Consider the following 23,846-nt stretch of genomic DNA (forward strand, 5'->3'; position numbering starts at 1 on the left):
GTCAGTCTAGAGGGCGGGGCGAACGTGCCTCATGCACTCGCTCCAGCCGACTCTCGGTGTAGGACGCGATCTGGTCGATCACCACCCGCAGCCGTGCCCCGTCGTCGGCGGCGGCGGCGAACTCGGGCGCGAACTGCGGGTCCAGGCTGCTGGGTGCCTGTGCCCACAGCACCAGGGCGACCTCTTCGACCAGGGTGCGCTGGTCGGCCTGGACCTGCAGGTGCCGGTGATCGGACATGATGAACTGCAGGGCCAGCATCTTGAGCACCGCGACCTCGGCGCGCACCAGCGCCGGCACCGCGAGATCGGTGTCGTAGCGGCGCAGCGGGCCGTCACCGGCTATTGCCCGGGTTTCGGTGATCGCCGCGTTGGCGAACCGTCCCACCAGCTCGCTGGTCATGTTCTTGAGCCCAACTGACGCTGCCAAGGTGCCGTCGAACTTGCCCACCGCGGCCACCACCGGCATCTCCGAGAGCCGCTGCGCGGCGGCCAGCAGGTCGTCGTGGGTCACCGTCGGGAAGGCGTCCGCGCCCAGGCGGGCCAGCGCGTCGGCCGCGTCGTCGTCGGCGAGCACCCGAAGGTCGATGCGGCCCGAGATGACCCCGTCTTCGACATCGTGCACGGAGTAGGCGACATCGTCGGCCCAGTCCATCACCTGGGCTTCCAGGCAGGTCCGCTCGGCGGGCGCACCGGCGCGCATCCAGGTCGCGGCCTCGGCGTCGTCGTCGTAGAAACCGAACTTCTTGCGCCCGCCGGCGCGGTACCACGGGTACTTCATCACCGCGTCCAGTGCGGCGCGGGTCAGGTTCAAACCAGCCGAATGGCCGCCCGCGTCAAGAATTTTGGGCTCCAGCCGGGTGAGGATGCGGAAGTTCTGGGCATTGCCCTCGAACCCGCCGAACGCCTTGGCGATCTCGTTGAGTGCCCGCTCGCCGTTATGCCCGTAGGGCGGGTGGCCGATGTCATGAGCCAGCCCGGCCAGGTCCACCAGGTCGGGGTCGCAGCCCAGTCCGACGGCCATCCCGCGGCCGATCTGCGCGACCTCCAGCGAATGGGTCAGCCGGGTGCGCGGGGTGTCACCCTGCCGCGGTCCGACCACCTGGGTCTTGTCGGCCAGGCGGCGCAGCGCGGCGCAGTGCAGCACCCGGGCCCGGTCCCTGGCGAAGTCGGTGCGGTGTTCGGAGCCGGTCCCGGGCAGCGCGGCAGCCTTGGGCGCCTCGATCACCAGGCGCTGCCTGTCGAGGTCGGTATAGGTATCGGTCGCGGTGCCCACTAACGGACAGTCTGCCAGCTAGATTTGCGGACATGCGCCTCCCCCGCCTGTTCAGCATGATCTTCGCGGTGTTGTCCGTCGGCCTGCTGGTGGCTCCACATGCGGGAGCCGAGCCGCCGTTCCGGCTGTCCACCCAAATCGTGGACAACGCACACGCGCTCAGCGGCCAGGACCTCGATCGGGTGACCCAGGCCATCGACAAGCTCTACGCCGATCGGCATGTCCGGCTGTGGGTGGTGTACGTGGACACCTTCTCCGGCCAGGACGCCGAGCCGTGGGCCCGGGCCACCCTGGCGGCCAGCGACCTGGGCACCTACGACGCACTGCTGGCGGTCGCCACCACCGACCGGGCGTACGCGTTCCTGGCCGGCGGTGTGGCTGCCAGCAACGCCGAGGCGAACAGTTTACGGCGCAACAAGATTGAGCCCGCGCTGCGCGACGGCGACTGGGCCCAGGCGGCCGTCAGCGCGGCCGAGGGGCTCGACACGAACGCCTCCGCAGCTCCGTCTTCATCCTCGAATGCGGAGATGAACTGGGTGGGCCTGCTGGCCATCCTCGCGGTGATCGCGTTGGCGGTGGTGATCCTGGTGCTGTGGCAACGCCACCGTCGGCGCAAGCGCCGTGCCGCGGATCTGGCGGCCGCCCAACGCGCCGACCCGACCGATCCGAATGCCCTGGCCGCCATGCCGCTGGAGACTCTGGACGACCTGTCCCGCTCGATCGTCGTGGAAGTCGACAACGCGGTACGCACCAGCGACAACGAATTGACGCTGGCAATCGAGGAGTTCGGCGAGAAGGACACCGCCCCGTTCGTCACCGCGGTCGAAGCGGCGAAAACGACGCTGGCGCAGGCCTTCAACGTACGACAGATCCTCGACGACACGGTGCCCGAGACGCCCGCGCAGCGCCGCGATCTGCTGACCCGGGTGGTGGTGGCCGCCGCGAAGGCCGACCGGGAACTGGAAACCCAGCGCGAAGCCTTCTCTGCGCTGCGTGATCTGGTGATCAACGCGCCCGAACGGTTGGACGCCCTGACCCAGCAGGTGGTCGACCTCACCGCGCGCCTCACGCCGTCGGAGCAGACCCTGGCCGGCCTGCACCAGCAGTTCGCCGATGCGGCTCTGGCCTCGGTCGCCGGCAACGTCGAAACCGCCAAGCAGCGGGTGGCTTTCGCCGACCAGAACATCACCAACGCACGCAGTCTGGTGGCGCGGCCGGTGGGTAGCCAGGCCGGGCTGGTGGATTCGGTACGGGCCGCCGAGTCCGCACTGGGCCAGGCACGCACCCTGCTCGACGCCGTCGACAGCGCCGCCACCGATATCAACCGCGCCACCGCGGCACTGCCCGCCGCGATCGCCGATATCCAGAACGGCATCAACGCCGCCGGCACCCAGCTGGCTCAGGGCAATCTGAGCCAGGCCACCGCTCTGAGCGCTGCGCGCGACGCCGCCGTCAAGGCGGTGGCGGCCGCGCAGGGCACGGGCAGCACCGACCCGCTGGGTGCCTTCACCGATCTCAGTGCCGCCGACGCCGATCTGGACCGGCTGCTGGACGCGGTGACCGAGGAACGCGAAACCGCCGAACGGTTGCGCCGCGCCTACGACCAAGCTCTGTTCAGTGCGCAGTCGCGGGTACGCGGTGTCTCGGATTTCATCGACACCCGCCGCGGCAGCATCGGCCCCGAGGCACGCACCAAACTCGCCGAGGCGGTGCGCCAGCTGCAGGCCGCCCAGGACAAGCAGGCCGAGAACATCGCCGGGAGTCTTTCGGTGGCCATCCAATACGCCAACGGCGCGGCGACGCTGGCCGGGCAGGCCCAGTCGCTGGCCAACCAGGATGTCGCCGCCGCGCAGCGGCACTACAGCGGATACGGCGGCGGCAGCTCGAATTCCGGTGCCGTGCTGGGCGGCATCATCATCGGCAACATCCTGTCCGGGGCCCTGCGCGGCGGGATCGGCGGCAGCGTCGGCGGGGGCTGGAGCTCGACGTCGTTCGGCGGGTCCGGCAGCTCGGGCGGTTCGTTCGGCGGGGGCGGCGGCCGCTTCTAAGCGCCGGGCGCCACCAGCGACACCGCGTCCGTGGGCACCTTGCTCCCGTCGCGGCGGCGGAATCCGATGGCCACGGACTCGCCGGTATCGGCTTCGACGAAGCGGTACGCGCTGCTGTGCTCGCGGGTCAGATGACGGTGACCCCACTGGCCGATGGCGGCCAGGACGGGGATCAGATCATGCCCGGCCTCGGTGAGCAGGTATCGGCTGCGGGTGCGGTCGCCCGGTTCCTGATAGTCGACCACCTGGAGGATTCCGGCGTCGACCAGTTCGGACAACCGGGTGCTGAGGACATCCGAGGCGATCCCCAGGCGCTCCTTGAACTCGGAGAATCGTGACCGGCCCAGCAGCGCCTCACGGATGATCAGCACCGCCCACCGCTGCCCCAGGACGGACATGGTGCGGGCGATCGGGCAGGGATTGTCGATCCACGAATCAGTGCGCATCGTCACATTCTACCTAAGTTGGAAATTCCAACTCAGCACTGCTACGTTGACGAGGGCACAAGCGAAGGAGAAGACCATGACAGGAACTCAGGTAGCCGGCGCGACCGCTCTGGTGACCGGCGGGCAACAAGGCTTGGGCAAGGCGATCGTCGCCGCCCTGTTGGAGGCCGGGGCCGCCAAGGTGTACTCCACCAGCCGGCGCCCGGGCACGTCCGACGATCCGCGCGTGGTGGTCATTCAGGCCGACGTCACCGACGCCGAGTCGGTCGCCCAGCTGGCGCGCGACGCCGCCGATGCCACCATCGTGGTCAACAACGCCGGCGTACTCGGGGGCACATCGCTGCTGCAGGACGATCTCGACGACGTCCGTTCGGTGCTGGACACCAACCTCTATGGCGCACTGCGGGTCACGCGAGCTTTTGCCCCCCTGCTCGCCGGCCGCCATGGCACCATCGTCAACATCGCCTCCGTGCTGTCCTGGCTGCCCGGTTACGGCTCCTACGGCGTCTCCAAGGCGGCGCTGTGGTCGGCGACGAACTCGCTGCGACTGGAGTTGCAGGAGCAGGGCACCACCGTCATCGGCGCCTACCTGGCTTATACCGACACCGATATGACGGCAGATCTCGATGTGCCGAAGAACGACCCGGCCGACGTGGCCCGGCAGATCGTCGAGGGCATCGTCGCCGGCGCGCCGGAAGTGCTCGCCGACGACCTGACCCGCCAGGTGCACGCGCCGCTCTTCCCGGCCGCGTAAGAGAATCCGAAACATGGCTACCTACAAAGCCTTCCAGGTCACCGGGCAGCGCGAGTTCGCACTCGTCGAGCGCGAGGTGGTCGAACCCACCGCCGGCGAGGTCCGGGTTCGGGTGCTCAGCTGCGGGGTCTGCCACAGCGACGTGCTGGCCGTCGAGGGCCAACGACCCGACCCGCGGCAGCCGGTGGTGCCCGGCCACGAGATCGTCGGTGTGGTGGACGCCGTCGGCGACGGGGTGCATGCCTGGACCCCCGGCGACCGGGTCGGCATCGGCTTCCTCGGCGGGCAATGCAACGAATGCGAATTCTGCCGCCGGGGTGATTTCGTCAACTGTCTCGATCAGCCGACGCCGGGCACCAGCACCGACGGCGGGTATGCCGAGGTGGTCCATGCCCGCGCCACCGGACTGGTGCGCATCCCCGACGGGCTCGACACCCACCTCGCCGCTCCCCTGCTCTGCGCCGGAGTGACGACCTTCAACGCGCTGCGTGGCACGTCCGCCGCACCCGGCGCCCTGGTCGGAGTGCAAGGCATCGGCGGCCTGGGCCATTTGGGTGTGCAGTACGCGCACAAACTCGGCTACCGGGTGGCCGCCATCGCCCGCGGGCCCGAAAAGGCCGATCTGGCAAAGACACTGGGCGCAGACTTCTATATCGACAGTGCCGCCGAGGATCCCGGGGTGGCACTGACGGCGCTGGGCGGAGCGGCCGCCGTCATCGCCACCGCCGCGAGTGGCGCGTCGATGGGACCTCTGATCAGTGGCCTGCGCCCGCGTGGGCAACTGGTCGTCGTCGGCGCCGCATTCGACCCCATCGAGGTCAACACCGTCGATCTGATCTTCGGCGGCCGCAGCGTGGTCGGCAGCCTGACGGGATCGTCGATCGAGAACGAGGACAACCTGGCGTTCAGCGCCGCCAACGATATCGCCCCGATGATCGAGGTCATGCCGTTCGAACAGGCCCCACAGGCCTACGAGCGGATGATGTCCGGGCAGGCCCGGTTCCGCGTGGTACTGGACATCGCGGGGGCCGACCGGTGAGCACCTCCGTCGAACATGTGAACCGGCGGCTGCTGATCAGCCTGCCGGGCAGCTATGAGGACGCCCGCACGCACTACGAGACCCTGGTCCCGGTGATCGACCACGAAGGCTTCGCGCGAGCGGACACCTGGGACGAGGTGGTCGCCGAAGCGAAATCCCAGGCGCCGCACGGCTTCCTGCGATACACACAGATCGACGTGACGCCCACCATGACCGCGTCCGGATCGACGGGGCGTGCCACCGAATACCTGATGGGCAATCACACCATCGCCGAACGCATGTACCGCCACGATCCCGGCGTCATGCTGCACGCGCCCCTGCGCACGCTGCTCTATGCCGGGCCCGGGAGCACCGTGCTGGCCGTCGACCAGCCCAGCCTGCTGTTCGGCAGTTACGGGAACGCGGCGATCACCGCGGTGGGTGTCGAACTCGACGGCCTGCTGGCGACACTCGTCGATCTGCTCGGCGGGGATGTCCCTGCGGCGCTGCGCGATCAGGTGGTGTAGAGCGAGAGGTGCACGTACACCTCGTCGGGCGCCCGCTGGTCGACGATGATCTCCCGGGTGATCGTGCCGTGATCGCTGGTGATGATCTGATCCTGGGTGTAGAGCGGATCAGGAGCCGAACTCAGCGCCGGCCCGGCGATCACCGGCGTGGATTTCGGGATCTCGGACTTCTCGGGTGTCTCGGGGAACTGCGCGACGAATTCACGCAGCTGCGCGTCGGTCATCCGTAACGCCAACCGGTAGCGGGTGTCTCGGCCCGAATCGGTGTCGGTGCCCAGCACCTGTACGCCTTGCGGCAACGTCACCTCACCGAATTTCGCGGCCGTCTCTGCCGGAACAGGCATCTTCTGATCTCCTCCGTCGCGAATCGCGTCATGCGTCGCGCATGCCGACAACGCACCCAGCATCATCAACAAGGCGGCCAGAATCATTGGCAATCGTGGCCGGTCCGCCACGGTCACCCGCGCCCCTCGCGGCCGGTGAGCGCCTGATAACCGGTGCCGATATCGCGGATCCGCGCGGCGATACCGCTCATATCGCTGTTCGACCGCTGCACGATATCGGCGACGTCGGCGACACCTTTGGACACCACCGGCATCAGGGCGCGCTCACCCGCGGCGTTCGGTGGCACGCTGGCAGCGGCACTGAGCACCCACTGCTTGACCGCATCCAGGTCCCGGCGACCGGCCGCCACCACCTGCGCGGACCGATCGACTTCGGCGCCGAGACGCCGATCGAGTTCGGCGAGCCGGGCCAAGGTGGCGGCCAGCTGGTGGTTGCGGTCGGTGTACGCCTCTGCCGACGAACCCGTCCACACGGACCCGGGCGTCGCCGCCGCGACCGTGCGGTGCAACTCGTCGAGCCGACCGCCCATGTCGAACCGGGACCCGTCCACCGGTGTTCCGGCGCCGAGTGTCGCGCGAGCGTCATCCCACGTCGAAAGAAATGCCCCCAGAACGCTGATCATCGCCCCCTTCACTCCCGTGCCTCACAATGCTAGGCGAGCCGGGAGTGCCTCTGGAGCAGCAATTCCGAACCGAGGCGCTAGGCGCCCTTGAGCCGGACCGCCAGGTAGTTCGACACCTCGGAGATGGCCACCCGCTCCTGCGTCATGGTGTCGCGCTCGCGGATGGTGACGGCCTGATCCTCCAGCGAGTCGAAGTCCAGCGTGATGCAGAACGGCGTGCCGATCTCGTCCTGACGGCGGTAGCGCCGGCCGATCGCACCCGCGTCGTCGAACTCGATGTTCCAGGACTGTCGCAGCTCGGCCGCCAGGTCGCGGGCCTTCGGCGACAGATCAGCGTTGCGCGACAACGGAAGTACGGCCGCCTTGACCGGGGCCAGCCGCGGATCGAGCTTGAGCACGGTGCGCTTGTCCACCCCGCCCTTGGCATTGGGGGCCTCGTCCTCGTGGTACGCGTCGACCAGGAAAGCCATCAGCGAACGGGTCAGGCCGGCTGCCGGTTCGATGACGTAGGGCACGTAGCGGGTGTCGGTGCCCTGGTCGTAATACGACAGGTCGACACCGGATGCCTTTGCGTGGCTGGACAAGTCGTGGTTGGTGCGGTTGGCGATACCTTCCAGCTCACCCCACGGACTACCGGCGAAGCCGAACTTGTACTCGATATCGGTGGTGCCGGCGCTGTAGTGCGACAGCTTCTCCAGCGGGTGCTCGTAGAGCCGCAGATTCTCCGGAGCGATACCCAGGTCGGTGTACCACTTCAGCCGGGTCTCGATCCAGTACTTGTGCCACTCCGGGGCGGTGGACGGCTCGACGAAGAACTCCATCTCCATCTGCTCGAACTCCCGGGTCCGGAAGATGAAGTTGCCGGGGGTGATCTCGTTGCGGAAGCTCTTGCCGATCTGGCCGATGCCGAACGGCGGCTTCTTGCGCGCGGTGGTCACCACATTGGCGAAGTTGACGAAGATGCCCTGCGCGGTTTCGGGCCGCAGGTAGTGCAGCCCCTCCTCGGACTCGATGGGGCCGAGGTAGGTCTTGAGCATCATGTTGAAGTCACGCGGCTCGGTCCACTGCCCCTTGGTGCCGCAGTCCGGGCAGACGATCTCGGTCATCGGGACCGCATCGGGGTCATCGAGATTCTTCTTGGCCGCGTACGCCTCCTGCAGGTGGTCCTGCCGGTGCCGCTTATGGCAGTTCAGGCATTCCACCAGCGGGTCGTTGAACACCGCGACGTGGCCGGAGGCCACCCACACCTGGCGCGGCAGGATGATCGCGCTGTCCAGGCCGACGACATCGTCGCGACCGGTGACCACGGACCGCCACCACTGCTTCTTGATGTTCTCCTTGAGCTCCACCCCGAGTGGCCCGTAGTCCCACGCCGACTTCGTACCGCCGTAGATCTCGCCGGATTGGAAGACCAGGCCACGGCGTTTCGCCAGGTTCGCGACGGTGTCGATGATGGATGCCACGGGTTGACAGGGTACCGATGAGCGTTGGCGCGCCACGCCGCGGGAGTCCCCGGAAAGCGTTGACATGCGCAGACATGCATGTAATCTGACTCCATAATGAAAACCGTTTCCACTACCGGTCACGAGCACGAACACCCCGCGACGCCGTCTCCCGAGCTGCCACCCCGGGAGATCCTGGACACCGCGGGCGACCTGCTGCGGGCGCTGGCCGCGCCGGTGCGCATCGCCCTGGTGCTTCAGCTCCGCGAATCCGCGCGCTGCGTGCACGAACTGGTCGACGCCCTGGAGGTGCCACAGCCCCTGGTCAGCCAGCATCTGCGCATCCTCAAAGCCGCCGGAGTGGTCGCCGGCGAGCGCAGCGGCCGGGAGGTGATGTACCGCCTGGTCGACCAGCACCTCGCGGAGATCGTGCTGGCCGCCGTCACCCACGCCGGAGAGGACGTCGCATGAGTACACCCGTGCGGGCCACCCGGCAGCGGGCCGCCATCTCCGCGCTGCTGGAGAACATCGACGACTTCCGCTCGGCCCAGGAGCTGCACGACGAACTCCGGCAACGCGGCGAGAACATCGGGCTGACCACCGTGTACCGGACCCTGCAGTCGATGGCCACGTCAGGGGTGGTCGACACGCTGCGCACCGACACCGGTGAATCGGTGTACCGACGCTGCTCCGATCACCATCACCACCACCTGGTGTGCCGGGCCTGCGGGTCCACCGTGGAGGTCGAGGGTGGGGCGGCCGAAGTGTGGGCCGAGCAGGTCGCGGCCCAACACGGCTTCACCGATGTCAGCCACACCATCGAGATCTTCGGGGTGTGCGGTTCCTGCGCCGTCAGCTGACCCGCGCGAACTCCAGGACCGCACCGAGCGTCAGCGGGGCCAGCTCGAGGTCCCCCGGCGCGTGCGGGTCCACCCACGCCATCTCGACGATCTCGGCGCCCGGCTGCGGTGGCCCGTCGAGGCCGACGACGAACAGGTCTGCGGCCACCCGGTGACCCGGTTCGTTGGCCGCGGCCGCGTCGTGATGTCCCAGCGAGGTGATTGATGCCTCGACGATGCCGGCATTGAGTTCCTCGCGGACCTCGCGGCGCAGCGCCTCGACCGGCGTCTCCCCCGGTTCGATCTTGCCGCCGGGCTGCATGAACGCCGTCGTGCCGCGTTTGCGGACCACCAGCACATGGTTGCGGTCGTCGAGCACGACGGCCGCCACGATCCGGATGACGGCGCTCATCCTACGAGCGCCCGCCGGACGTCGGCCCCGGTGGACAGCACCATGAGGATCAGGGTGCCGAGCGCCTCATCGGTCAAGCCCGCCGCCGGAAAGTTGTAGCGCAGCAACACATCCGCCTGCTTGCGGGAGTTACCGCCCGTCGCGGCGCCCTTCTCGGTCAGCGATATCGTGCCCAGCAGCGTGTGGTGCGCGTGCTCGCCGACCGTCGCCCGAAGTTTCGCGTCCAGGGGCAGATCCCAGGCCAGCATCTGGGTGAGCGCCACCATGTCCAGCCCCTCGGCGATGGTCACCACCCGCAGCGACGAGAACGTGCCGTCATGCTGCACGGTGAGCGAACCGTCGTCCTCATGGGTGGTGGGCAGGATCGCCTCGGCGACGGCGGCCAACCGCTGCTGCAACGACATCCCCGAGTCGCTGCGTTCCTGCCCACCGGAAAGCGACACCATCAGGCCCGGCCGAAACGCCGGTTGCGGTTGACGTACTCCTCGCAGGCCGCCCACAGGTCGCGCCGGTCGTAGTCGGGCCACAACTTGTCCTGGAAGACGTACTCGGCGTAGGCCGCCTGCCAGATCATGAAGTTGCTGGCCCGCTGTTCTCCCGAGGTCCGGATGAACAGGTCGACATCCGGGATGTCGGGACGGTGCAGATGCTTGGCCAGGGTGGCCTCGGAGATACGCGAGGGATTCAGCTTGCCCGCGACGGCCTCCTCGGCGATGGCCTTCGCGGCCTCGACGATCTCGGTGCGCCCGCCGTAGTTCACGCAGTAGTTGACGGTGATGACGTCGTTGCCGACCGTCATCTGCTCGGCGATGTCGAACTCCTTGATCACGCTGCTCCACATCCGCGGGCGCGAACCCACCCAGCGCATGTTCACCCCCATGGCGTCCAGATTCTCCCGGCGCCGCCGCACCACCTCCCGGTTGAAGCCCATCAGGAAGCGCACCTCTTCGGTGCTGCGTTTCCAGTTCTCTGTGGAGAAGGCATAGACGGACAGATGTTTGATACCGAGTTCGATCGCACCGCAGGTGATGTCGATGAGCACGGCCTCACCCATCTTGTGGCCTTCGGTACGGCCCAGCCCACGCTGGGTGGCCCACCGGCCGTTACCGTCCATCACCACCGCGACGTGGTTGGGCACCTGGTCGGCCGGGATCTTCGGGGCGGCGGCCTTCGACGGGTGCTGCGGCGGACGGGAGAACTTGCCGTTGGTGTGGGGCGGCAACTCCGGGAACACCACGGGCCAGGTCGACGTGTCCGGGAAGACCGGATAGTCGTCAGGCGCCGGGGCGAGCTGTGGGTACGGAGATTTGCCCCGCTTGCCTTCCCTGTTCAATGCCATGCGCCATATCCTGCCCGAACACCTCTGCCCGGCGTTCGAGGCCCGCGCTATCGATTCGATAATGTGCCTTCTGCTCTTCGCGCCAGCGCTCATCACCCCGTTCGACCAGCGGCAATGTCCGCAGCTGACGCTCCAAGTGCCACTGCAGATGCGCGGCGACCAGCCCGCTGGCCTGGCTGCGGTGTGACGAGGTGGAGGCCTCCGCGAACTCCCAGTCACCGTCGTGCAGCGCAACCATCAGATCCAGCACCGCCTGCGCCGGTGTCGCCGAACCCGACGGCCGGCAGTGCACGCACACACTGCCACCCGCGCCGATGTGGAACGCCCGGTGCGGGCCGGGCGTCGCGCACCGCGCACATTCGGCCAGCGCCGGGGCCCAGCCCGCGATACCCATGGCCCGCAGCAGATAGGAGTCCAGGACCAGCTCCCGCGGCCGCCTGCCCGCCGCGACCGCCCGCAGCGCCGCCACCGTCAGGCTGTGCAACTCCGGCACCGGAGCGTGCTCCTCGCCGGCCAGCCGTTCGGCGGTCTCCAGCACCGCGCAGGCACACGTGTAGCGGCCGTAATCGTTGACGATGTCGACGGCGAACGCGTCGATGGACTGCACCTGGGTGACGATGTCGAGGTTGCGGCCGGGATGCAGTTGAACGTCGATGTGCGCGAACGGTTCCAGCCGGGCCCCGAACTTGCTGCGGGTCCGGCGTACCCCTTTGGCGACGGCACGGACCACACCGTTCTCACGGGTGAGCAGGGTGACGATGCGGTCGGCCTCGCCGAGCTTGTGCTGACGCAGCACGACAGCTCGATCCCGGTACAACCGCATCGGGCCAGTCTTCCATCGCGTGCCGACACCGGCCGGGACGCAACGCCGGATATCCTCAAATTCAGCATGGCTCCCACCGAAGAACCACCCACCCGTATGGCACCCACCCCCAAGTTGCCCACCCTTACCCAACAGCTCTACCGCCTCGCCAGCGGCGCCACCACCTCGGAACAACTGGTACGCCAGTCCCTGGACGCGATCGAGGCCAGCCAGCCCGCGCTCAATGCGTTCCGCGTGGTACTGACCGACACCGCAATATCCGAGGCCATCGCCGCGGATCGTAAACGCGCTGCGGGACAACACCTTCCACTCCTCGGGGTACCCATCGCCGTGAAGGACGATGTGGACGTCGCCGGCGTCCCGACCCGCTTCGGCACCCGCGGCGAGGTACCGGTGGCCACCGCGGACGCCGAGGTGGTGCGCCGCCTGCGGGCAGCGGGCGCGATCATCGTCGGCAAGACCAACACCTGCGAGCTCGGCCAGTGGCCGTTCACCAGTGGCCCCGGCTTCGGGCACACCAGAAACCCATGGTCACGCGAACACAGCCCCGGCGGCTCCTCGGGCGGCAGTGCCGCGGCCGTGGCCGCTGGGCTGGTGACCGCGGCCATCGGCTCCGACGGTGCGGGCAGTGTGCGGATCCCGGCCGCGTGGACCCATCTGGTGGGCATCAAACCGCAGCGTGGCCGCATCTCCACCTGGCCCCTGCCCGAGGCGTTCAACGGCATCACCGTCAACGGCGTCCTGGCCCGCACCGTCACCGACGCCGCGATCGTGCTCGACGCCGCATCCGGCAATGCCGACGGCGACCTGCACAAACCCGAACCCATCCGAGCCTCCGAGCACATCGGCCAGGCCCCCGGCTCCCTGCGGATCGCGCTGTCCACCAAGTTCCCGTTCACCTTCTTCCGCGCCCAGCTCCATCCGGAGATCGATGCCGCGCTGCGTGAGGTGGCGACCCACCTGGAGCAACTCGGACACCGTGTCGATGAAGCCGACCCGAACTACGGACTGAAGATGTCCTGGAACTTCCTGTCCCGGTCCACCTCCGGCCTACTGGATTGGGGCCACCGCCTCGGGCCCGGTGTCCAGTGGGATAAGCGCACCGTGAGCAATATGCGCACGGGCCGACTGCTGTCCGAACATGTGTTGCGTAAGGCCCGGGCCGCGGAGGCCGAGGCACAGCAGCGGGTGGGCTGGATCTTCAACATCGCCGACGTGGTGCTCGCCCCCACCACCGCGCTGCCGCCACCGCGCATCCACGACTACGACGAACGCGGCAGCCTGGCCACCGACCGGGCGATGATCGCCGCCTGCCCGGTGACCTGGCCATGGAACCTGCTGGGCTGGCCGTCGATCAACGTGCCGGCGGGGTTCACCACCGACGGACTGCCGATCGGCGTGCAGCTGATGGGCCCCGAGGGCAGCGAACCGTTGCTCATTTCGCTGGCCGCGGAGCTGGAAGCCATCAGTGGCTGGATGACCAAGCAGCCCGAACCGTGGTGGGCGACTCCCACGCTGCAGTAATCTCTGTGACCATGTCCGCAATCAGTGTCGGTGCCCGCACCCTGCCCGTACTGGCCCTCGTTGCCGGCGCGGTGCTCACGGCACCGACCGCCAACGCCGACAACATCCGGCTCAACAACAGCGTGATCGCCAACGTCTACACCATTCAGCATCAGGCCGGCTGCACCAACAACGTCACCAAGAACCCGCAATTGCAGCTGGCGGCGGAATGGCACGCCAATGATGTGCTCAACAACCGGGCACTGGACGGCGATCTGGGCTCGGACGGCTCCACCCCGCAGTCCCGTGCCGCCGCGGCCGGCTACAAGGGCACCGTCGCGCAGACCGTCGCGATCAACCCGGCGCTGGCCATCAACGGCATCGAGATCATGAACCAGTGGTACTACCGTCCCGATTACATGGCGATCATGAGCAACTGCGCCAACACCCAGATGGGCGTCTGGTCGCTCAACAGCCTGGACCGAAGCGTCGTCGTCGCCGTCTACGGCATCCCGGGATAGCTAAAAGCCCAAGCGCCCCAGCTGTTTCGGGTCGCGCTGCCAGTTCTTGGCGATCTTGACCCGCAGATCCAGATACACCTTGGTGCCCAGCAGCTTCTCAATCTGAATGCGCGCCGCGGTGCCGACCTCGCGCAGCCGGGCGCCGCCCTTACCGATCACGATGCCCTTCTGGCTGTCGCGCTCCACGTAGAGGATGGCGCGTACGTCGATGAGGGCGTTGCCGTCTTCCCGCCCCGGCCTTTCCTCGATGTCCTCGATGACCACGGCCAACGAGTGCGGCAGCTCGTCACGCACCCCTTCCAGCGCGGCCTCCCGGATGAGCTCGGCCATCAAGGTCTCTTCGGGCTCATCGGTGAGTTCGCCATCGGGATAGTAGGCGGGGCCGGGCGGCAGATGCGCGACGAAGACGTTGGTCAGCACGTCGAGCTGCTCACCGGCGGTGGCCGACACCGGCACGATCTCGGCGTCCGGACCGACCAGCTCGCTGACGGCCATCAGCTGTGCGGCCACCCGCTCCTTGGCGACCTTGTCGATCTTGGTGACGATGGCGACGAGTTTGGTTCTGGGTGCCACGGCGCGGATCTGTTCGTAGATCCACCGGTCGCCCGGGCCGATGTTCTCATCGGCGGGGATGCACAGCCCGATCACGTCGACCTCGGAGTAGGTGTCCTTCACCAGGTCGTTGAGCCGCTGACCGAGCAGGGTCCGGGGCCGGTGCAGACCCGGGGTGTCGACCAGGATGATCTGGAAGTTCTCCCGGTGCACGATGCCGCGGATGGTGTGCCGGGTGGTCTGCGGGCGGTTCGAGGTGATGGCCACCTTCTGGCCGACCAGGGCGTTGGTCAGCGTCGACTTGCCGGTGTTGGGACGGCCGACGAAACAGACGAAGCCGGACCGGAATTCGTCACTCATAGCGGGTTACCGGCACGGTCGGTGACGATGACGGACGCGTCCGGCGACAGCTCGCGTACCGCGGCGACACCGGCGTCCTGCGCCGAACCACCCACCAGTACCGCAGCCTCCAGGCCGGCCGCACCACTGGACACCGCCGCGGCCACGGCGGCCTGCAGGGCGGTCAGCGGCAGCGCGGCCAGACCGACAGGGGCACCGGCGTAGGTCCGACCGTCCAGGTCGCGCACCGCCGCACCTTCGGCGGCTTCGGAGCGGCCCATCGCCCCGCGGGCCAGCACCACCAACTTGTTGTCCTCAGCGTCAAGACTCATGTGCGGAATGCTCCTCTGTCTTCACGGGGCTGATCAGCACGGTGCCGATCCGAACCCGGCCACGATGATCGGCCCCGCCCTCGGCCCGCAGGCGCAGGCCGTCCCAGGTGACCTCGGCGCCGGGCAACGGTACGCGGCCCAGTTCGTGCGCCAACAGACCACCGACGGTGTCGACCTCAAGGTCCTCGTCGATTTCCAGGTCCTCGTACAACTCGGTGAGATCCTCGATGGGCAGCCGGGTCGACACCCGGAACTGCTTGTCGCCCACCTCTTCCCAGGGTGCGACCTCATCCGCGTCGTACTCGTCGTTGATCTCGCCGACGATCTCCTCGAGCACATCTTCGATGGTGACCAAACCGGCGATCGCACCGTACTCGTCGACCAGGAGCGCCATGTGATTGCGGTCGCGTTGCATCTCGCGCAGCAGGGTGTCCAGCGGTTTGGAATCGGGCACGAACACCGCGGGGCGCATCAGATCGCCGACCCGAGTGTCCAGCTCCTCGCCCGCCGAATACGAGTGTTGCACCAGGTCTTTGAGATAGACGACACCCACCACGTCATCGACGTTCTCGCCGATCACGGGCAGCCGGGAGTGCCCGCTGCGCACCGCCAGCGAGGTGGCCTGCGACGTGGTCTTGTCTCCCTCGATCCACACCATCTCGGTGCGCGGGACCATCACCTCGCGGGCCGGGGTGTCGCCCAGCTCGAAGACGGACTGGATCATCTTGCGCTCGTCGTCGGCCACCACACCGCGCTGCTGGGCCAGGTCGACCACCTCGCGCAGCTCGATCTCGGAGGCGAACGGCCCGTTGCGGAAGCCTCGGCCCGGTGTCAGAGCGTTGCCGATCAACACCAGCACCCGGCTGATCGGGGTGAGCAACACCGAAATCGCTTGCAGGGGAAGCGCCGCGGCCAGCGCGATGCTGTAGGCGTTCTGCCGCCCGACGGTGCGGGGTCCGACACCGATGACGACGAAGCTGACCACCACCATGATGCCGGCGGCGGCCACCAGCCCCCAGCCGACACCGAGGTAGCCATCCAGATAGGAGACCAGCAGGACGGTCGCGCTCACCTCGCAGGCGATCCGCAACAACACCACGAGATTGATGTACCGGGGCCGGTCGTCGATCACCCGAGCCAGACGGGTGGCCCCCGGGCGCTCCTCGCGGACCATCTCGTCGACACGCGCGATGGACACCGTGCTGACCGCCGCATCGACCGCGGCGAAAAGCCCGCCCACGCCGACCAGGACGATCGCCCCGAACAGCGCCGCAAGACCGGTCACGGTGTGTCGAAGTATCGCGACTTGTCGAGCAGCCGGCGATCCTTCTCGGTCTGTACGTCCTGGCGGTAGGTCTGCACCTGGTCGGCCACCCACTCTTCGAGCAGGCGCCGCTGCAGGGCGAACATCTCTTTCTCCTCATCGGGCTCGGCGTGGTCGTAGCCGAGCAGATGAAGCACACCGTGCACCGTCAGCAGCGCGAGCTCCTGCCCCAGCGAATGCCCCGCCTGTTCGGCCTGTTTGGCCGCGAACTCGGGGCACAGCACGATATCGCCCAGCATGGACGGACCGGGTTCGGCGGCATCGGGCCGCCCACCCGGTTCGAGCTCATCCATCGGGAAGCTCATCACGTCGGTGGGACCGGGCAGATCCATCCAGCGCATGTGGAGATCGGCCATGGCCGCGGTGTCCAGCAGCACCATCGACAGTTCGGCCGCCGGGTTGACGTCCATCTGACCGATGACGAAGCGGGCGACGCTGATGAGTTCTTCCTCGGACACGTCGTACCCGGATTCGTTGGAGACCTCGATACTCATGCTGTTCCCTCGCAGGCTCGGGTCCCGCATGCCGCCCGTTGATTCGCTCCGCACGCGTCGCTCATCGCCGCGACCGCCCGTTCGACGAGCGGCGTTGCGCACGGTTCAGCATGCCCGGATCGTCATGGCGCGCATAGGCATCCACGATCTCCGATACCAGCCGGTGCCGAACGACATCGGCACTGGTGAGCTCCGCGAAGTGGATATCGTCGATGTCATCGAGGATGTGCATCGCCGCGCGCAGACCCGAGGACTGGCCACCGCCCAGGTCGACCTGCGTGATATCGCCGGTGACAACCATTTTCGAGTTGAAGCCGAGCCGGGTGAGGAACATCTTCATCTGCTCGGCCGTGGTGTTCTGTGCCTCATCGAGGATGATGTAGGCGTCGTTGAGGCTGCGGCCGCGCATGAACGCCAGCGGCGCGACCTCGATGACACCCGAGGCGAGCAGGTTGGTGATGACCTCCGGGTCCATCATGTCGTGCAGCGCGTCCAGCAGCGGGCGCAGGTAGGGGTCGATCTTCTCGCTCAGCGTGCCCGGCAGGAAGCCCAGGCGCTCACCGGCTTCGACCGCGGGGCGGGTCAGGATGATCCGGTTGACCTGTTTGGCATGCAGCGCCGCGACCGCTTTGGCCATCGCCAGATATGTCTTGCCGGTGCCCGCGGGACCGATACCGAACACGATGGTGTGGGCGTCGATCGCGTCCACATAGCGCTTCTGATTGAGGGTCTTGGGCCTGATGGTCTTGCCGCGCCGGGACAAGATGTCCAGCGTCAGCACCTCGGCGGGCGAGGCGTCCGATTCACCGGTCATCATCAAGACGCTGCGGCGCACCGCATCGGGATTGAGCGGCTGACCGGCGGCCAGCACGGCGACCAGCTCGCCGACCACCCGTTCGGCCAGCGCGATATCGGCGGGGTCCCCCGAGAGCGTGACGGCATTGCCACGCACGTGGATATCAGCGGTGAGCAGCGATTCGAGGGCGCGCAGGTTCTCGTCGGCGGAACCGAGCAGGCCCACGACAGCGTCGGGCGGAACTGTGATGCTGCTGCGCACCTGCCGGGAGGGCGTGTCAGCGGTCGTCTCGCGGGGCGTCACGTGGTGTTTCGTGCCTGCTTCCTGTGCTCTGGAGTCGGTGCTCCCAGTTTAGCGCCGGCCATGACCTCACCCAACGGTTGAGGGCCACCCCGCTACCGGGGTGGCCCTCAACGACAGTTGTGGTGTCAGTGCCTAGTCAGTGGCTCTGATGCACCGTGGTGTCCACCTGCGGAGCGGTGGCGTTCTGGCCGTTCTGATGTACCCAGTCGTTGTGCGCGACGTCGGCCTGCGCCGGGCCCGCAAGACCCAGGACGGCGGTGGCCATACCGGCGGCGATCACACTGGCAAAACCGAACTTCTTCATCTCTGTACTTCTTTCCTCTTCGTCCACCGGCATCCCCGTGCCGGTACGTAGGGAAGAACGGGAAAGGTGGGATGTTTCATTCCGGTTAATTCAAAAGATTGACCAGGAGTGACATGATTCACGCATGAGCGCAATCGAGCTCCGCATCACTGGGGCCGAGGCCCTGGACCTGCTCGAACCCCTCTGGCTGACGCTGCACCACCACCATATGAAGGTGGCTGCGCCCGCCGCGTTCCAGGACGACGCGACGTCCTGGGCAGCCCGTCGGGCGGCCTATGCGAGATGGCTGTCGGAGGACGGCTCGTTCGTCGTGTTGGCCGAACGCGACGGCGCGGCCGTCGGCTATGCAGTGGTCGAGATGCTGCCCGGACCGGACGACACCTGGGTGACGGGGGCGCGAATGGCCGAGGTGCAGACACTCGCGGTCGCACCGGCCGAACGCGGACGCGGAATCGGGACCATGCTGCTCGACGCCGTCGACGCCCGGCTGGCCGAACTGGGTATCGGCGATGTCTTCATCGCGGTACTCACCGGAAATGCCGACGCACTCCGGTTCTACGAACGGCGCGGCCTGCGGCCGGTGATGACGCACCTCGCCCGGTTCGCGGCCGAGGGCTAGTCCCTCGGCCCGGCGGCCAGTGCCTCCTGTTCGGGGGCGTCCTCCAGTGGTTCGACGTCCTCGCCCGCCAACACCCTGCGCATGCGGTCCTTGTCGAGCTGGCCCTCCCAGTTGGCGACGACGAACGTCGCCACACAGTTGCCCAGCAGGTTCACCGAGACGCGCATCGAGTCCATGATGCGGTCGGCCCCCAGCAGCAGCGCGACTGCCGCCACCGGAATCGCCCCGTGCCCGATGGCCGCAACCGTCGCCGACAAGGCCAGGAAGGACGAGCCGGGCACCCCCGCCATTCCCTTCGAGGTGAGCATGAGCACGAGCACCGCGGTGATCTGCTCACCCAGGCTCAGATCGACGCCGAGCGCTTGCGCCAGGAACAGCACACAGATCGACAGGTACAGCGTGGCGCCGTCGAGGTTGAACGAATACCCGGTCGGCACAACCAGACCCGTCGTGGTGCGGGAGCAGCCGGCGTTGGCCAGTTTGGTCATGATGCGCGGCAGCACCACCTCGGTGGACGCCGTGCCCAGCGCCAGGAACAGCTCGTCCTTGATGTAGACGACGAACTTCCACAGGTTCACCCCGGCGAAGATCTTTGCGATCGCCGCGAGGATGAGGATGAACAGCAGCGCGGCCAGATAGCAGGCGGCGATCAGCTTCCCGTAACTGGCCAGTGAGCCGATGCCGTACTGCCCGATGATGTAGGCCATCGCGCCGAACGCACCGAGTGGGGCCAACCGCATCACCCAGCCGATGATGGTGAAGAAAATGTGGCTCATGTGGTCGACGAACTCCAGGATCACCGGTGGCCCGGTCTCGCCGAACTTCGCCAACGCCAGGCCGAACAGCACCGCGAAGAACAACACCTGCAGCAGGGCGTTCTCCGCGAAGGCCGATACCACCGACGTCGGGATGATGTTGAGGAGGAACTGGACGGTGTGCGGCAGTTCGCCGTTGCTGGTCTTCTTGGCCACCGCCTCGGCGCCGGTGGCCAACGTCTGCGCATCGATGGCGAACCCGGCACCGGGCTTCACCAGATTGCCGACCACCAAACCGAAGATGAGCGCGAAGGTCGTCACCGCCTCGAAATAGATGAGTGCCTTGACCCCGATCCGGCCCACCGACTTCAGGTCGCCGACGTGAGCGATACCGAGCACCACCGTGCAGAAGATGATCGGGGCGATGAGCATCTTGATGAGCTTGATGAACCCGTCGGCCAGCGGTTTGAGTGCACCACCGACCTCGGGCCACAGCCAGCCGATCAGGATGCCCGCGACGATCGCGACCAGCAGTTGGACGAACAGGGAGGTGTACCACGGCGGCTTGTTGGCCAGCCGGACCATTTCGCTCTGTGGGGGGTCGATGGTGGTTGCCATGCAGCGACGCTACGAACGCGACATCACAGCCACGTGTGCCTGATGTTTCCCCGGGGAAACGTCCGGAATATATCCGCTACACGTCCCACCGGCGGGTCAGTACTCCGATCGCGCCGAGGGCCACCGCGGCCGCGCTCGACGTGCGCAGCACGGTCGGTCCCAGCCGGACCGCGACGGCACCCGCCTCGGTCAGCGTGGCGACCTCCTCATCGGTGATCCCGCCTTCCGGACCCACGATGAGCGTCACCGAGTCCGCTTGTGCGACACCCAGATCGGCGAGCGGCACGGTCGCCGACTCGTGCAGGACCAGGGTCAGGCCACCGATCCGGCCGGCCAGCTGCGCCGTGCTCAGCACACCGTCGACGGTCGGGATGAAGGCCCGCCGGGACTGCCGCGCTGCCGAGCGGGCGACCGCGGCCCACCGGCGCAGGCCCTTGTCGACCTTGGCGGCGCCGTCCCATCGAGCCACGCACCGCTGCGACTGCCACGCCACGAACGCGTCCGCACCCGCCTCGGTGGCCAGTTCGATCGCCAGTTCGGAGCGTTCGGATTTCGGCAGTGCCTGCACGACGGTGACCGGCGGCACCGGTGCCGGTACCCGCGTGGTGGTCAGCACCCGGGCCGACAACATGCCCTTGGTGGCCTCCTCGACGACACAATGGGCCGTCGTTCCGGCGCCGTCGCCGAGATCGAGTTCCTCGCCCGGACGGAACCGGCGCACCGTGGCGGCGTGGTGGCCCTCGTCACCGTCGACCACGGCGATCGCCCCCGGCTCAGGCAGCACGTCGACGTAGAAGAGCGCTCTACTCACGCGCGGCTCCACTCATGCGCGATCTGCTCAGCGCCCGGAGAAGGTTTCCCGCAGCCGGCTGAACAGGCCGCCGTTCGAGTTGGCATTGCCGTGAGCGGACCGCACCTCGGCCACATCGCGGGCCCGGTGCGCTTTGAGTTTGCCCAGCAGGTCGGTGTCGGTGCTGTCCAGACGCGTCGGGATGAGCACCTCGATGTGCGCGTGCAGATTTCCGCGCACCCCGGAGCGCAGGTGCGGCATGCCGTGGCCGCGCAGCGTGGTGACCGACCCGGGCTGGGTGCCCGGGGCGATGGTGATCTCCGTCGCCCCGCCCAGAATGTCCTCGACGGTGACCGCGGTGCCCAGCGCCGCGTCGAACATCGGGACCGACACCGTGCAGTGCAGATCGTCACCGTCGCGGACGAAGATGTCGTGCTGCTGCTCGTGCACCTCGACATAGAGGTCACCGGCCGGGCCGCCACCGGGGCCGACCTCGCCCTGAGCCGCCAGCCGCACCCGCATACCGTCGCCGACCCCCGCCGGGATCTTGACACTGACCTCGCGTCGGGCCTGAACGCGGCCGTCACCGGCGCAGCGGTGACACGGGTCGGGGATCACCTCGCCGACACCGCCGCACACCGGGCACGGCCGCGACGTCATCACCTGACCGAGCAGTGAGCGCTGCACCGTCTGCACCTCGCCGTGGCCGTGGCAGGTGTCGCAGGTGACCGGGGTGGAGTTGCCATTGGTGCCCTTGCCCTGGCACAGGTCGCACAGCACGGCGGTGTCGACGGTGACCTGCTTGGTCACCCCCGTGGCGCATTCGGCGAGGTCCAGGCGCATCCGCAGCAACGAATCCGAGCCGGGGCGCACCCGGCCGATCGGGCCGCGGGAACCGCCACCGCCGCCGAAGAACGCCTCGAACACGTCGCCGAGGCCCCCGAAACCGCCGAAGCCACCCGCACCCGCACCGGCGGCGCCGTTCTCCATCGGGTCCCCGCCCAGATCGACGATGCGGCGCTTCTCCGGATCCGACAACACCTCGTAGGCGATGCTGATCTCCTTGAACCGCGCCTGCGCCGCCTCATCGGGGTTGACGTCAGGGTGTAGCTCGCGCGCCAGCTTGCGGTAGGCGCGCTTCAGCTCCGAATCGCTGGCGCCTTTGCTCACGCCGAGCAGACCGTAATAATCGCGTGCCACGTACAACCTCTTTCATGCCGCCCGTTTGCGGCCGTCCTCTACCGGGTGCCCAAAACCTCGCCGATGTAGAGAGCAACTGCGGCGACATTCGCAATGGTTCCCGGATAGTCCATCCGAGTGGGACCGACCACACCCATGCCGCCGAACACCTTGCCCGAACTGCCGTACGCCGTGCTCACCACCGACGTCCCGGCCATCTGTTCGGCCTCGGTCTCGTGCCCGATACGCACCGTGACCTTACCGGCTTCCTGTTGCGCGGCGAGCAGCCGCAGCACCACCACCTGCTCTTCCAGCGCCTCCAGCACCGAGCGCAGTGATCCACCGAAGTCCGCGGTATTGCGGGTGAGGTTGGCGGTGCCGCCGAGCAGCAGCCGTTCCTCGGTGTGCTCGACCAGCGTCTCGACCAGCACCGTGGCAGCTCGCCCGATGGCGTCGCCCAGCCCGCCGTGACCGTCCAGGGTGCCGGCCAGGTCGGCCACCGCGATCGACGCCGTGGCCAGCGGTTTGCCCTCCAGAGCGCCGCCGAGGCGCTCGCGCAGCTGCGACAGTTCGTGTTCGTCGATGGCGTCACCCAGTTCGACCACCCGCTGGTCGACGCGGCCGCTGTCGGTGATCACCACCAGCAGCAACTTCGCCGGGGTCAGGGCGACCACCTCGAGGTGGCGCACCGTGGACGCGGACAGCATCGGGTACTGCACGATGGCGACCTGCCGGGTCAGCTGCGCCAGCAGCCGCACCGCGCGGCGCAGCACGTCATCGAGGTCCACCCCGGATTCCAGGAACTGCAGGATGGCGCGCCGCTCGCTGCCCGACAGTGGTTTCACGTCGTCGAGGCGGTCCACGAACTCGCGGTAGCCCTTCTCGGTGGGAACCCGGCCGGAACTCGTGTGCGGCTGGGCGATGTACCCCTCGGACTCCAGCACCGCCATGTCGTTGCGGACGGTCGCGCTGGACACCCCGAGATTGTGGCGCTCGACAAGCGACTTGGAACCGATGGGTTCCTTGGTGGTCACGAAGTCGGCGACGATGGCACGGAGCACCTCGAAGCGGCGGTCGTCGGCACTACCCACTGTTCACCTGCCCTTCGGTAACGGTCTTCATCCCATTTTACGGCGACCAACAGCGGGTATTCACGTTGGCAAGGACATCGCGCGCCGGGTGGCACTAACCTCAGTCGCATGGGAGCCCGCCGGTGATCTTCAAAGGAGTTCGCGACGGCAAGCCGTATCCCGAGCATGGCCTGTCGTATCGGCAGTGGTCCCAGATCCCGCCCCGCCAGATCCGGCTGGACGAATTGGTCACCACCACCACCGTGCTGGCGCTGGACCGCCTGCTCTCCGAGGACTCGACGTTCTACGGCGACCTGTTCCCGCATGCGGTCCGGTGGCAGGGCGTGATCTACCTGGAGGACGGGTTACACCGCGCGGTGCGGGCCGCGCTGCGCAACCGGACGGTGCTGCACGCCCGGGTGTATGACATGGACGCCGAGTCGGTGCCCCAGTCCTGAC

General features: G+C 67.8%; 29 protein-coding genes. 10 read left to right on the forward strand and 19 right to left on the reverse strand.

From position 1 onward, the window contains the following. Position 1: 1 nt before the first annotated feature. The gene (locus H7J86_RS21585; RefSeq protein WP_090353569.1) at positions 2–1,273 is read right to left on the reverse strand and encodes a deoxyguanosinetriphosphate triphosphohydrolase; all 1,272 of its coding nucleotides are present in this window, start codon (positions 1,271–1,273) and stop codon (positions 2–4) included. A 32-nt stretch (positions 1,274–1,305) separates the two neighbouring features. Between H7J86_RS21585 and H7J86_RS21590 the strand changes: the two genes are divergently transcribed. After that, positions 1,306–3,321, forward strand: coding sequence for a TPM domain-containing protein (locus H7J86_RS21590; RefSeq protein ID WP_267293397.1), 2,016 nt, complete (start codon positions 1,306–1,308; stop codon positions 3,319–3,321). Here the strand turns inward: H7J86_RS21590 and H7J86_RS21595 are convergent. Continuing rightward, positions 3,318–3,767: a winged helix-turn-helix transcriptional regulator gene (locus tag H7J86_RS21595; protein WP_267293399.1), complete on the reverse strand. Its 450-nt coding sequence runs from the start codon at positions 3,765–3,767 to the stop codon at positions 3,318–3,320. The two genes, H7J86_RS21590 and H7J86_RS21595, sit on opposite strands and share 4 nt — an antisense overlap. A gap of 76 nt (positions 3,768–3,843) precedes the next feature. Here H7J86_RS21595 and H7J86_RS21600 point away from each other — a divergent pair, with 76 nt between their 5' ends. The 3 genes from H7J86_RS21600 to H7J86_RS21610 are packed head-to-tail and all read left to right on the forward strand — an operon-like array spanning position 3,844 to position 6,066. Beyond that, positions 3,844–4,521 (forward strand): SDR family oxidoreductase, encoded by a 678-nt coding sequence (locus H7J86_RS21600; RefSeq protein ID WP_267293401.1) that lies wholly within the window; start codon positions 3,844–3,846, stop codon positions 4,519–4,521. A gap of 13 nt (positions 4,522–4,534) precedes the next feature. Further along, complete coding sequence (locus H7J86_RS21605; protein ID WP_267293403.1) at positions 4,535–5,560, forward strand: alcohol dehydrogenase catalytic domain-containing protein; 1,026 nt, start codon at positions 4,535–4,537, stop codon at positions 5,558–5,560. Continuing rightward, positions 5,557–6,066, forward strand: coding sequence for a DUF302 domain-containing protein (locus H7J86_RS21610; RefSeq protein ID WP_267293405.1), 510 nt, complete (start codon positions 5,557–5,559; stop codon positions 6,064–6,066). The genes H7J86_RS21605 and H7J86_RS21610 overlap by 4 nt, the downstream gene beginning before the upstream one ends. Here H7J86_RS21610 and H7J86_RS21615 read toward each other — a convergent pair. The 3 genes from H7J86_RS21615 to H7J86_RS21625 form a co-directional block, all read right to left on the reverse strand. Next, positions 6,054–6,410, reverse strand: coding sequence for a hypothetical protein (locus H7J86_RS21615; protein ID WP_267293407.1), 357 nt, complete (start codon positions 6,408–6,410; stop codon positions 6,054–6,056). The two genes, H7J86_RS21610 and H7J86_RS21615, sit on opposite strands and share 13 nt — an antisense overlap. 113 nt (positions 6,411–6,523) lie before the next feature. After that, positions 6,524–7,033, reverse strand: coding sequence for an EspA/EspE family type VII secretion system effector (locus H7J86_RS21620; protein WP_267293409.1), 510 nt, complete (start codon positions 7,031–7,033; stop codon positions 6,524–6,526). A 77-nt stretch (positions 7,034–7,110) separates the two neighbouring features. Further along, on the reverse strand, positions 7,111–8,496 hold the full coding sequence (locus H7J86_RS21625; protein ID WP_090353561.1) for a glycine--tRNA ligase: 1,386 nt from the start codon (positions 8,494–8,496) through the stop codon (positions 7,111–7,113). A gap of 96 nt (positions 8,497–8,592) precedes the next feature. Between H7J86_RS21625 and H7J86_RS21630 the strand changes: the two genes are divergently transcribed. Further along, positions 8,593–8,946: an ArsR/SmtB family transcription factor gene (locus H7J86_RS21630; RefSeq protein ID WP_090353559.1), complete on the forward strand. Its 354-nt coding sequence runs from the start codon at positions 8,593–8,595 to the stop codon at positions 8,944–8,946. Then, complete coding sequence (locus H7J86_RS21635) at positions 8,943–9,335, forward strand: Fur family transcriptional regulator (protein ID WP_090353558.1); 393 nt, start codon at positions 8,943–8,945, stop codon at positions 9,333–9,335. The genes H7J86_RS21630 and H7J86_RS21635 overlap by 4 nt, the downstream gene beginning before the upstream one ends. Here H7J86_RS21635 and H7J86_RS21640 read toward each other — a convergent pair. The 4 genes from H7J86_RS21640 to recO are packed head-to-tail and all read right to left on the reverse strand — an operon-like array spanning position 9,328 to position 11,888. Beyond that, positions 9,328–9,726, reverse strand: coding sequence for an NUDIX hydrolase (locus H7J86_RS21640; RefSeq protein ID WP_267293411.1), 399 nt, complete (start codon positions 9,724–9,726; stop codon positions 9,328–9,330). The two genes, H7J86_RS21635 and H7J86_RS21640, sit on opposite strands and share 8 nt — an antisense overlap. After that, positions 9,723–10,130 (reverse strand): hypothetical protein, encoded by a 408-nt coding sequence (locus tag H7J86_RS21645; RefSeq protein WP_267293412.1) that lies wholly within the window; start codon positions 10,128–10,130, stop codon positions 9,723–9,725. Before H7J86_RS21645 ends, H7J86_RS21640 begins: the two co-directional genes overlap by 4 nt. A gap of 41 nt (positions 10,131–10,171) precedes the next feature. After that, entirely contained in the window at positions 10,172–11,065 is an 894-nt protein-coding gene (locus H7J86_RS21650) for a decaprenyl diphosphate synthase (RefSeq protein ID WP_090353554.1), read from the reverse strand. Then, positions 11,001–11,888, reverse strand: coding sequence for a DNA repair protein RecO (gene recO / locus H7J86_RS21655; RefSeq protein ID WP_090353553.1), 888 nt, complete (start codon positions 11,886–11,888; stop codon positions 11,001–11,003). The genes H7J86_RS21650 and recO overlap by 65 nt, the downstream gene beginning before the upstream one ends. A 96-nt stretch (positions 11,889–11,984) precedes the next feature. On the opposite strand from recO, the gene H7J86_RS21660 reads away from it, so the two are divergent. Both H7J86_RS21660 and H7J86_RS21665 read left to right on the forward strand, forming a co-directional pair. After that, positions 11,985–13,412: an amidase gene (locus H7J86_RS21660; RefSeq protein WP_090353551.1), complete on the forward strand. Its 1,428-nt coding sequence runs from the start codon at positions 11,985–11,987 to the stop codon at positions 13,410–13,412. Between the two features lie 11 nt (positions 13,413–13,423). Then, the gene (locus H7J86_RS21665) at positions 13,424–13,912 is read left to right on the forward strand and encodes a CAP domain-containing protein (RefSeq protein WP_267293414.1); all 489 of its coding nucleotides are present in this window, start codon (positions 13,424–13,426) and stop codon (positions 13,910–13,912) included. Here H7J86_RS21665 and era read toward each other — a convergent pair whose 3' ends face one another. The 6 genes from era to H7J86_RS21695 all read right to left on the reverse strand — a co-directional run bounded on the left by era (position 13,913) and on the right by H7J86_RS21695 (position 18,356). Further along, on the reverse strand, positions 13,913–14,824 hold the full coding sequence (era, locus tag H7J86_RS21670) for a GTPase Era (RefSeq protein WP_090353550.1): 912 nt from the start codon (positions 14,822–14,824) through the stop codon (positions 13,913–13,915). Continuing rightward, on the reverse strand, positions 14,821–15,135 hold the full coding sequence (locus H7J86_RS21675; RefSeq protein WP_090353549.1) for a cytidine deaminase-like protein: 315 nt from the start codon (positions 15,133–15,135) through the stop codon (positions 14,821–14,823). The genes era and H7J86_RS21675 overlap by 4 nt, the downstream gene beginning before the upstream one ends. Further along, positions 15,125–16,420 carry a hemolysin family protein gene (locus H7J86_RS21680; protein ID WP_187096194.1) on the reverse strand — a complete coding sequence of 432 codons (1,296 nt, stop codon included), beginning with the start codon at positions 16,418–16,420 and terminating at the stop codon, positions 15,125–15,127. Before H7J86_RS21680 ends, H7J86_RS21675 begins: the two co-directional genes overlap by 11 nt. Then, positions 16,417–16,953 (reverse strand): rRNA maturation RNase YbeY, encoded by a 537-nt coding sequence (ybeY, locus tag H7J86_RS21685; RefSeq protein ID WP_090353976.1) that lies wholly within the window; start codon positions 16,951–16,953, stop codon positions 16,417–16,419. Before ybeY ends, H7J86_RS21680 begins: the two co-directional genes overlap by 4 nt. Positions 16,954–17,014: 61 nt before the next feature. Continuing rightward, positions 17,015–18,052 carry a PhoH family protein gene (locus tag H7J86_RS21690; protein WP_090353545.1) on the reverse strand — a complete coding sequence of 346 codons (1,038 nt, stop codon included), beginning with the start codon at positions 18,050–18,052 and terminating at the stop codon, positions 17,015–17,017. Between the two features lie 136 nt (positions 18,053–18,188). After that, on the reverse strand, positions 18,189–18,356 hold the full coding sequence (locus tag H7J86_RS21695) for a hypothetical protein (RefSeq protein ID WP_090353543.1): 168 nt from the start codon (positions 18,354–18,356) through the stop codon (positions 18,189–18,191). Positions 18,357–18,480: 124 nt separating this feature from the next. Between H7J86_RS21695 and H7J86_RS21700 the strand changes: the two genes are divergently transcribed. Then, positions 18,481–18,975 (forward strand): GNAT family N-acetyltransferase, encoded by a 495-nt coding sequence (locus H7J86_RS21700; RefSeq protein ID WP_090353542.1) that lies wholly within the window; start codon positions 18,481–18,483, stop codon positions 18,973–18,975. On the opposite strand, the gene dctA is transcribed toward H7J86_RS21700, so the two are convergent. The 4 genes from dctA to hrcA form a co-directional block, all read right to left on the reverse strand. Then, positions 18,972–20,348, reverse strand: coding sequence for a C4-dicarboxylate transporter DctA (dctA, locus tag H7J86_RS21705; RefSeq protein ID WP_187096196.1), 1,377 nt, complete (start codon positions 20,346–20,348; stop codon positions 18,972–18,974). The genes H7J86_RS21700 and dctA overlap by 4 nt on opposite strands. 76 nt (positions 20,349–20,424) lie before the next feature. Then, positions 20,425–21,159 (reverse strand): 16S rRNA (uracil(1498)-N(3))-methyltransferase, encoded by a 735-nt coding sequence (locus H7J86_RS21710; RefSeq protein WP_090353538.1) that lies wholly within the window; start codon positions 21,157–21,159, stop codon positions 20,425–20,427. Between the two features lie 27 nt (positions 21,160–21,186). Then, positions 21,187–22,338, reverse strand: coding sequence for a molecular chaperone DnaJ (gene dnaJ, locus H7J86_RS21715; protein WP_090353537.1), 1,152 nt, complete (start codon positions 22,336–22,338; stop codon positions 21,187–21,189). 38 nt (positions 22,339–22,376) lie between these two features. After that, positions 22,377–23,408, reverse strand: a complete 1,032-nt coding sequence (gene hrcA / locus H7J86_RS21720; protein WP_090353535.1) for a heat-inducible transcriptional repressor HrcA — start codon at positions 23,406–23,408, stop codon at positions 22,377–22,379. 122 nt (positions 23,409–23,530) lie between these two features. On the opposite strand from hrcA, the gene H7J86_RS21725 reads away from it, so the two are divergent. Further along, on the forward strand, positions 23,531–23,845 hold the full coding sequence (locus tag H7J86_RS21725; protein ID WP_090353534.1) for a type II toxin-antitoxin system VapB family antitoxin: 315 nt from the start codon (positions 23,531–23,533) through the stop codon (positions 23,843–23,845). The last annotated feature ends 1 nt before the right edge of the window (position 23,846 follow it).

The sequence above is a fragment of the Mycobacterium hackensackense genome (assembly GCF_025822555.1).
GTDB lineage: Bacteria > Actinomycetota > Actinomycetes > Mycobacteriales > Mycobacteriaceae > Mycobacterium > Mycobacterium fluoranthenivorans.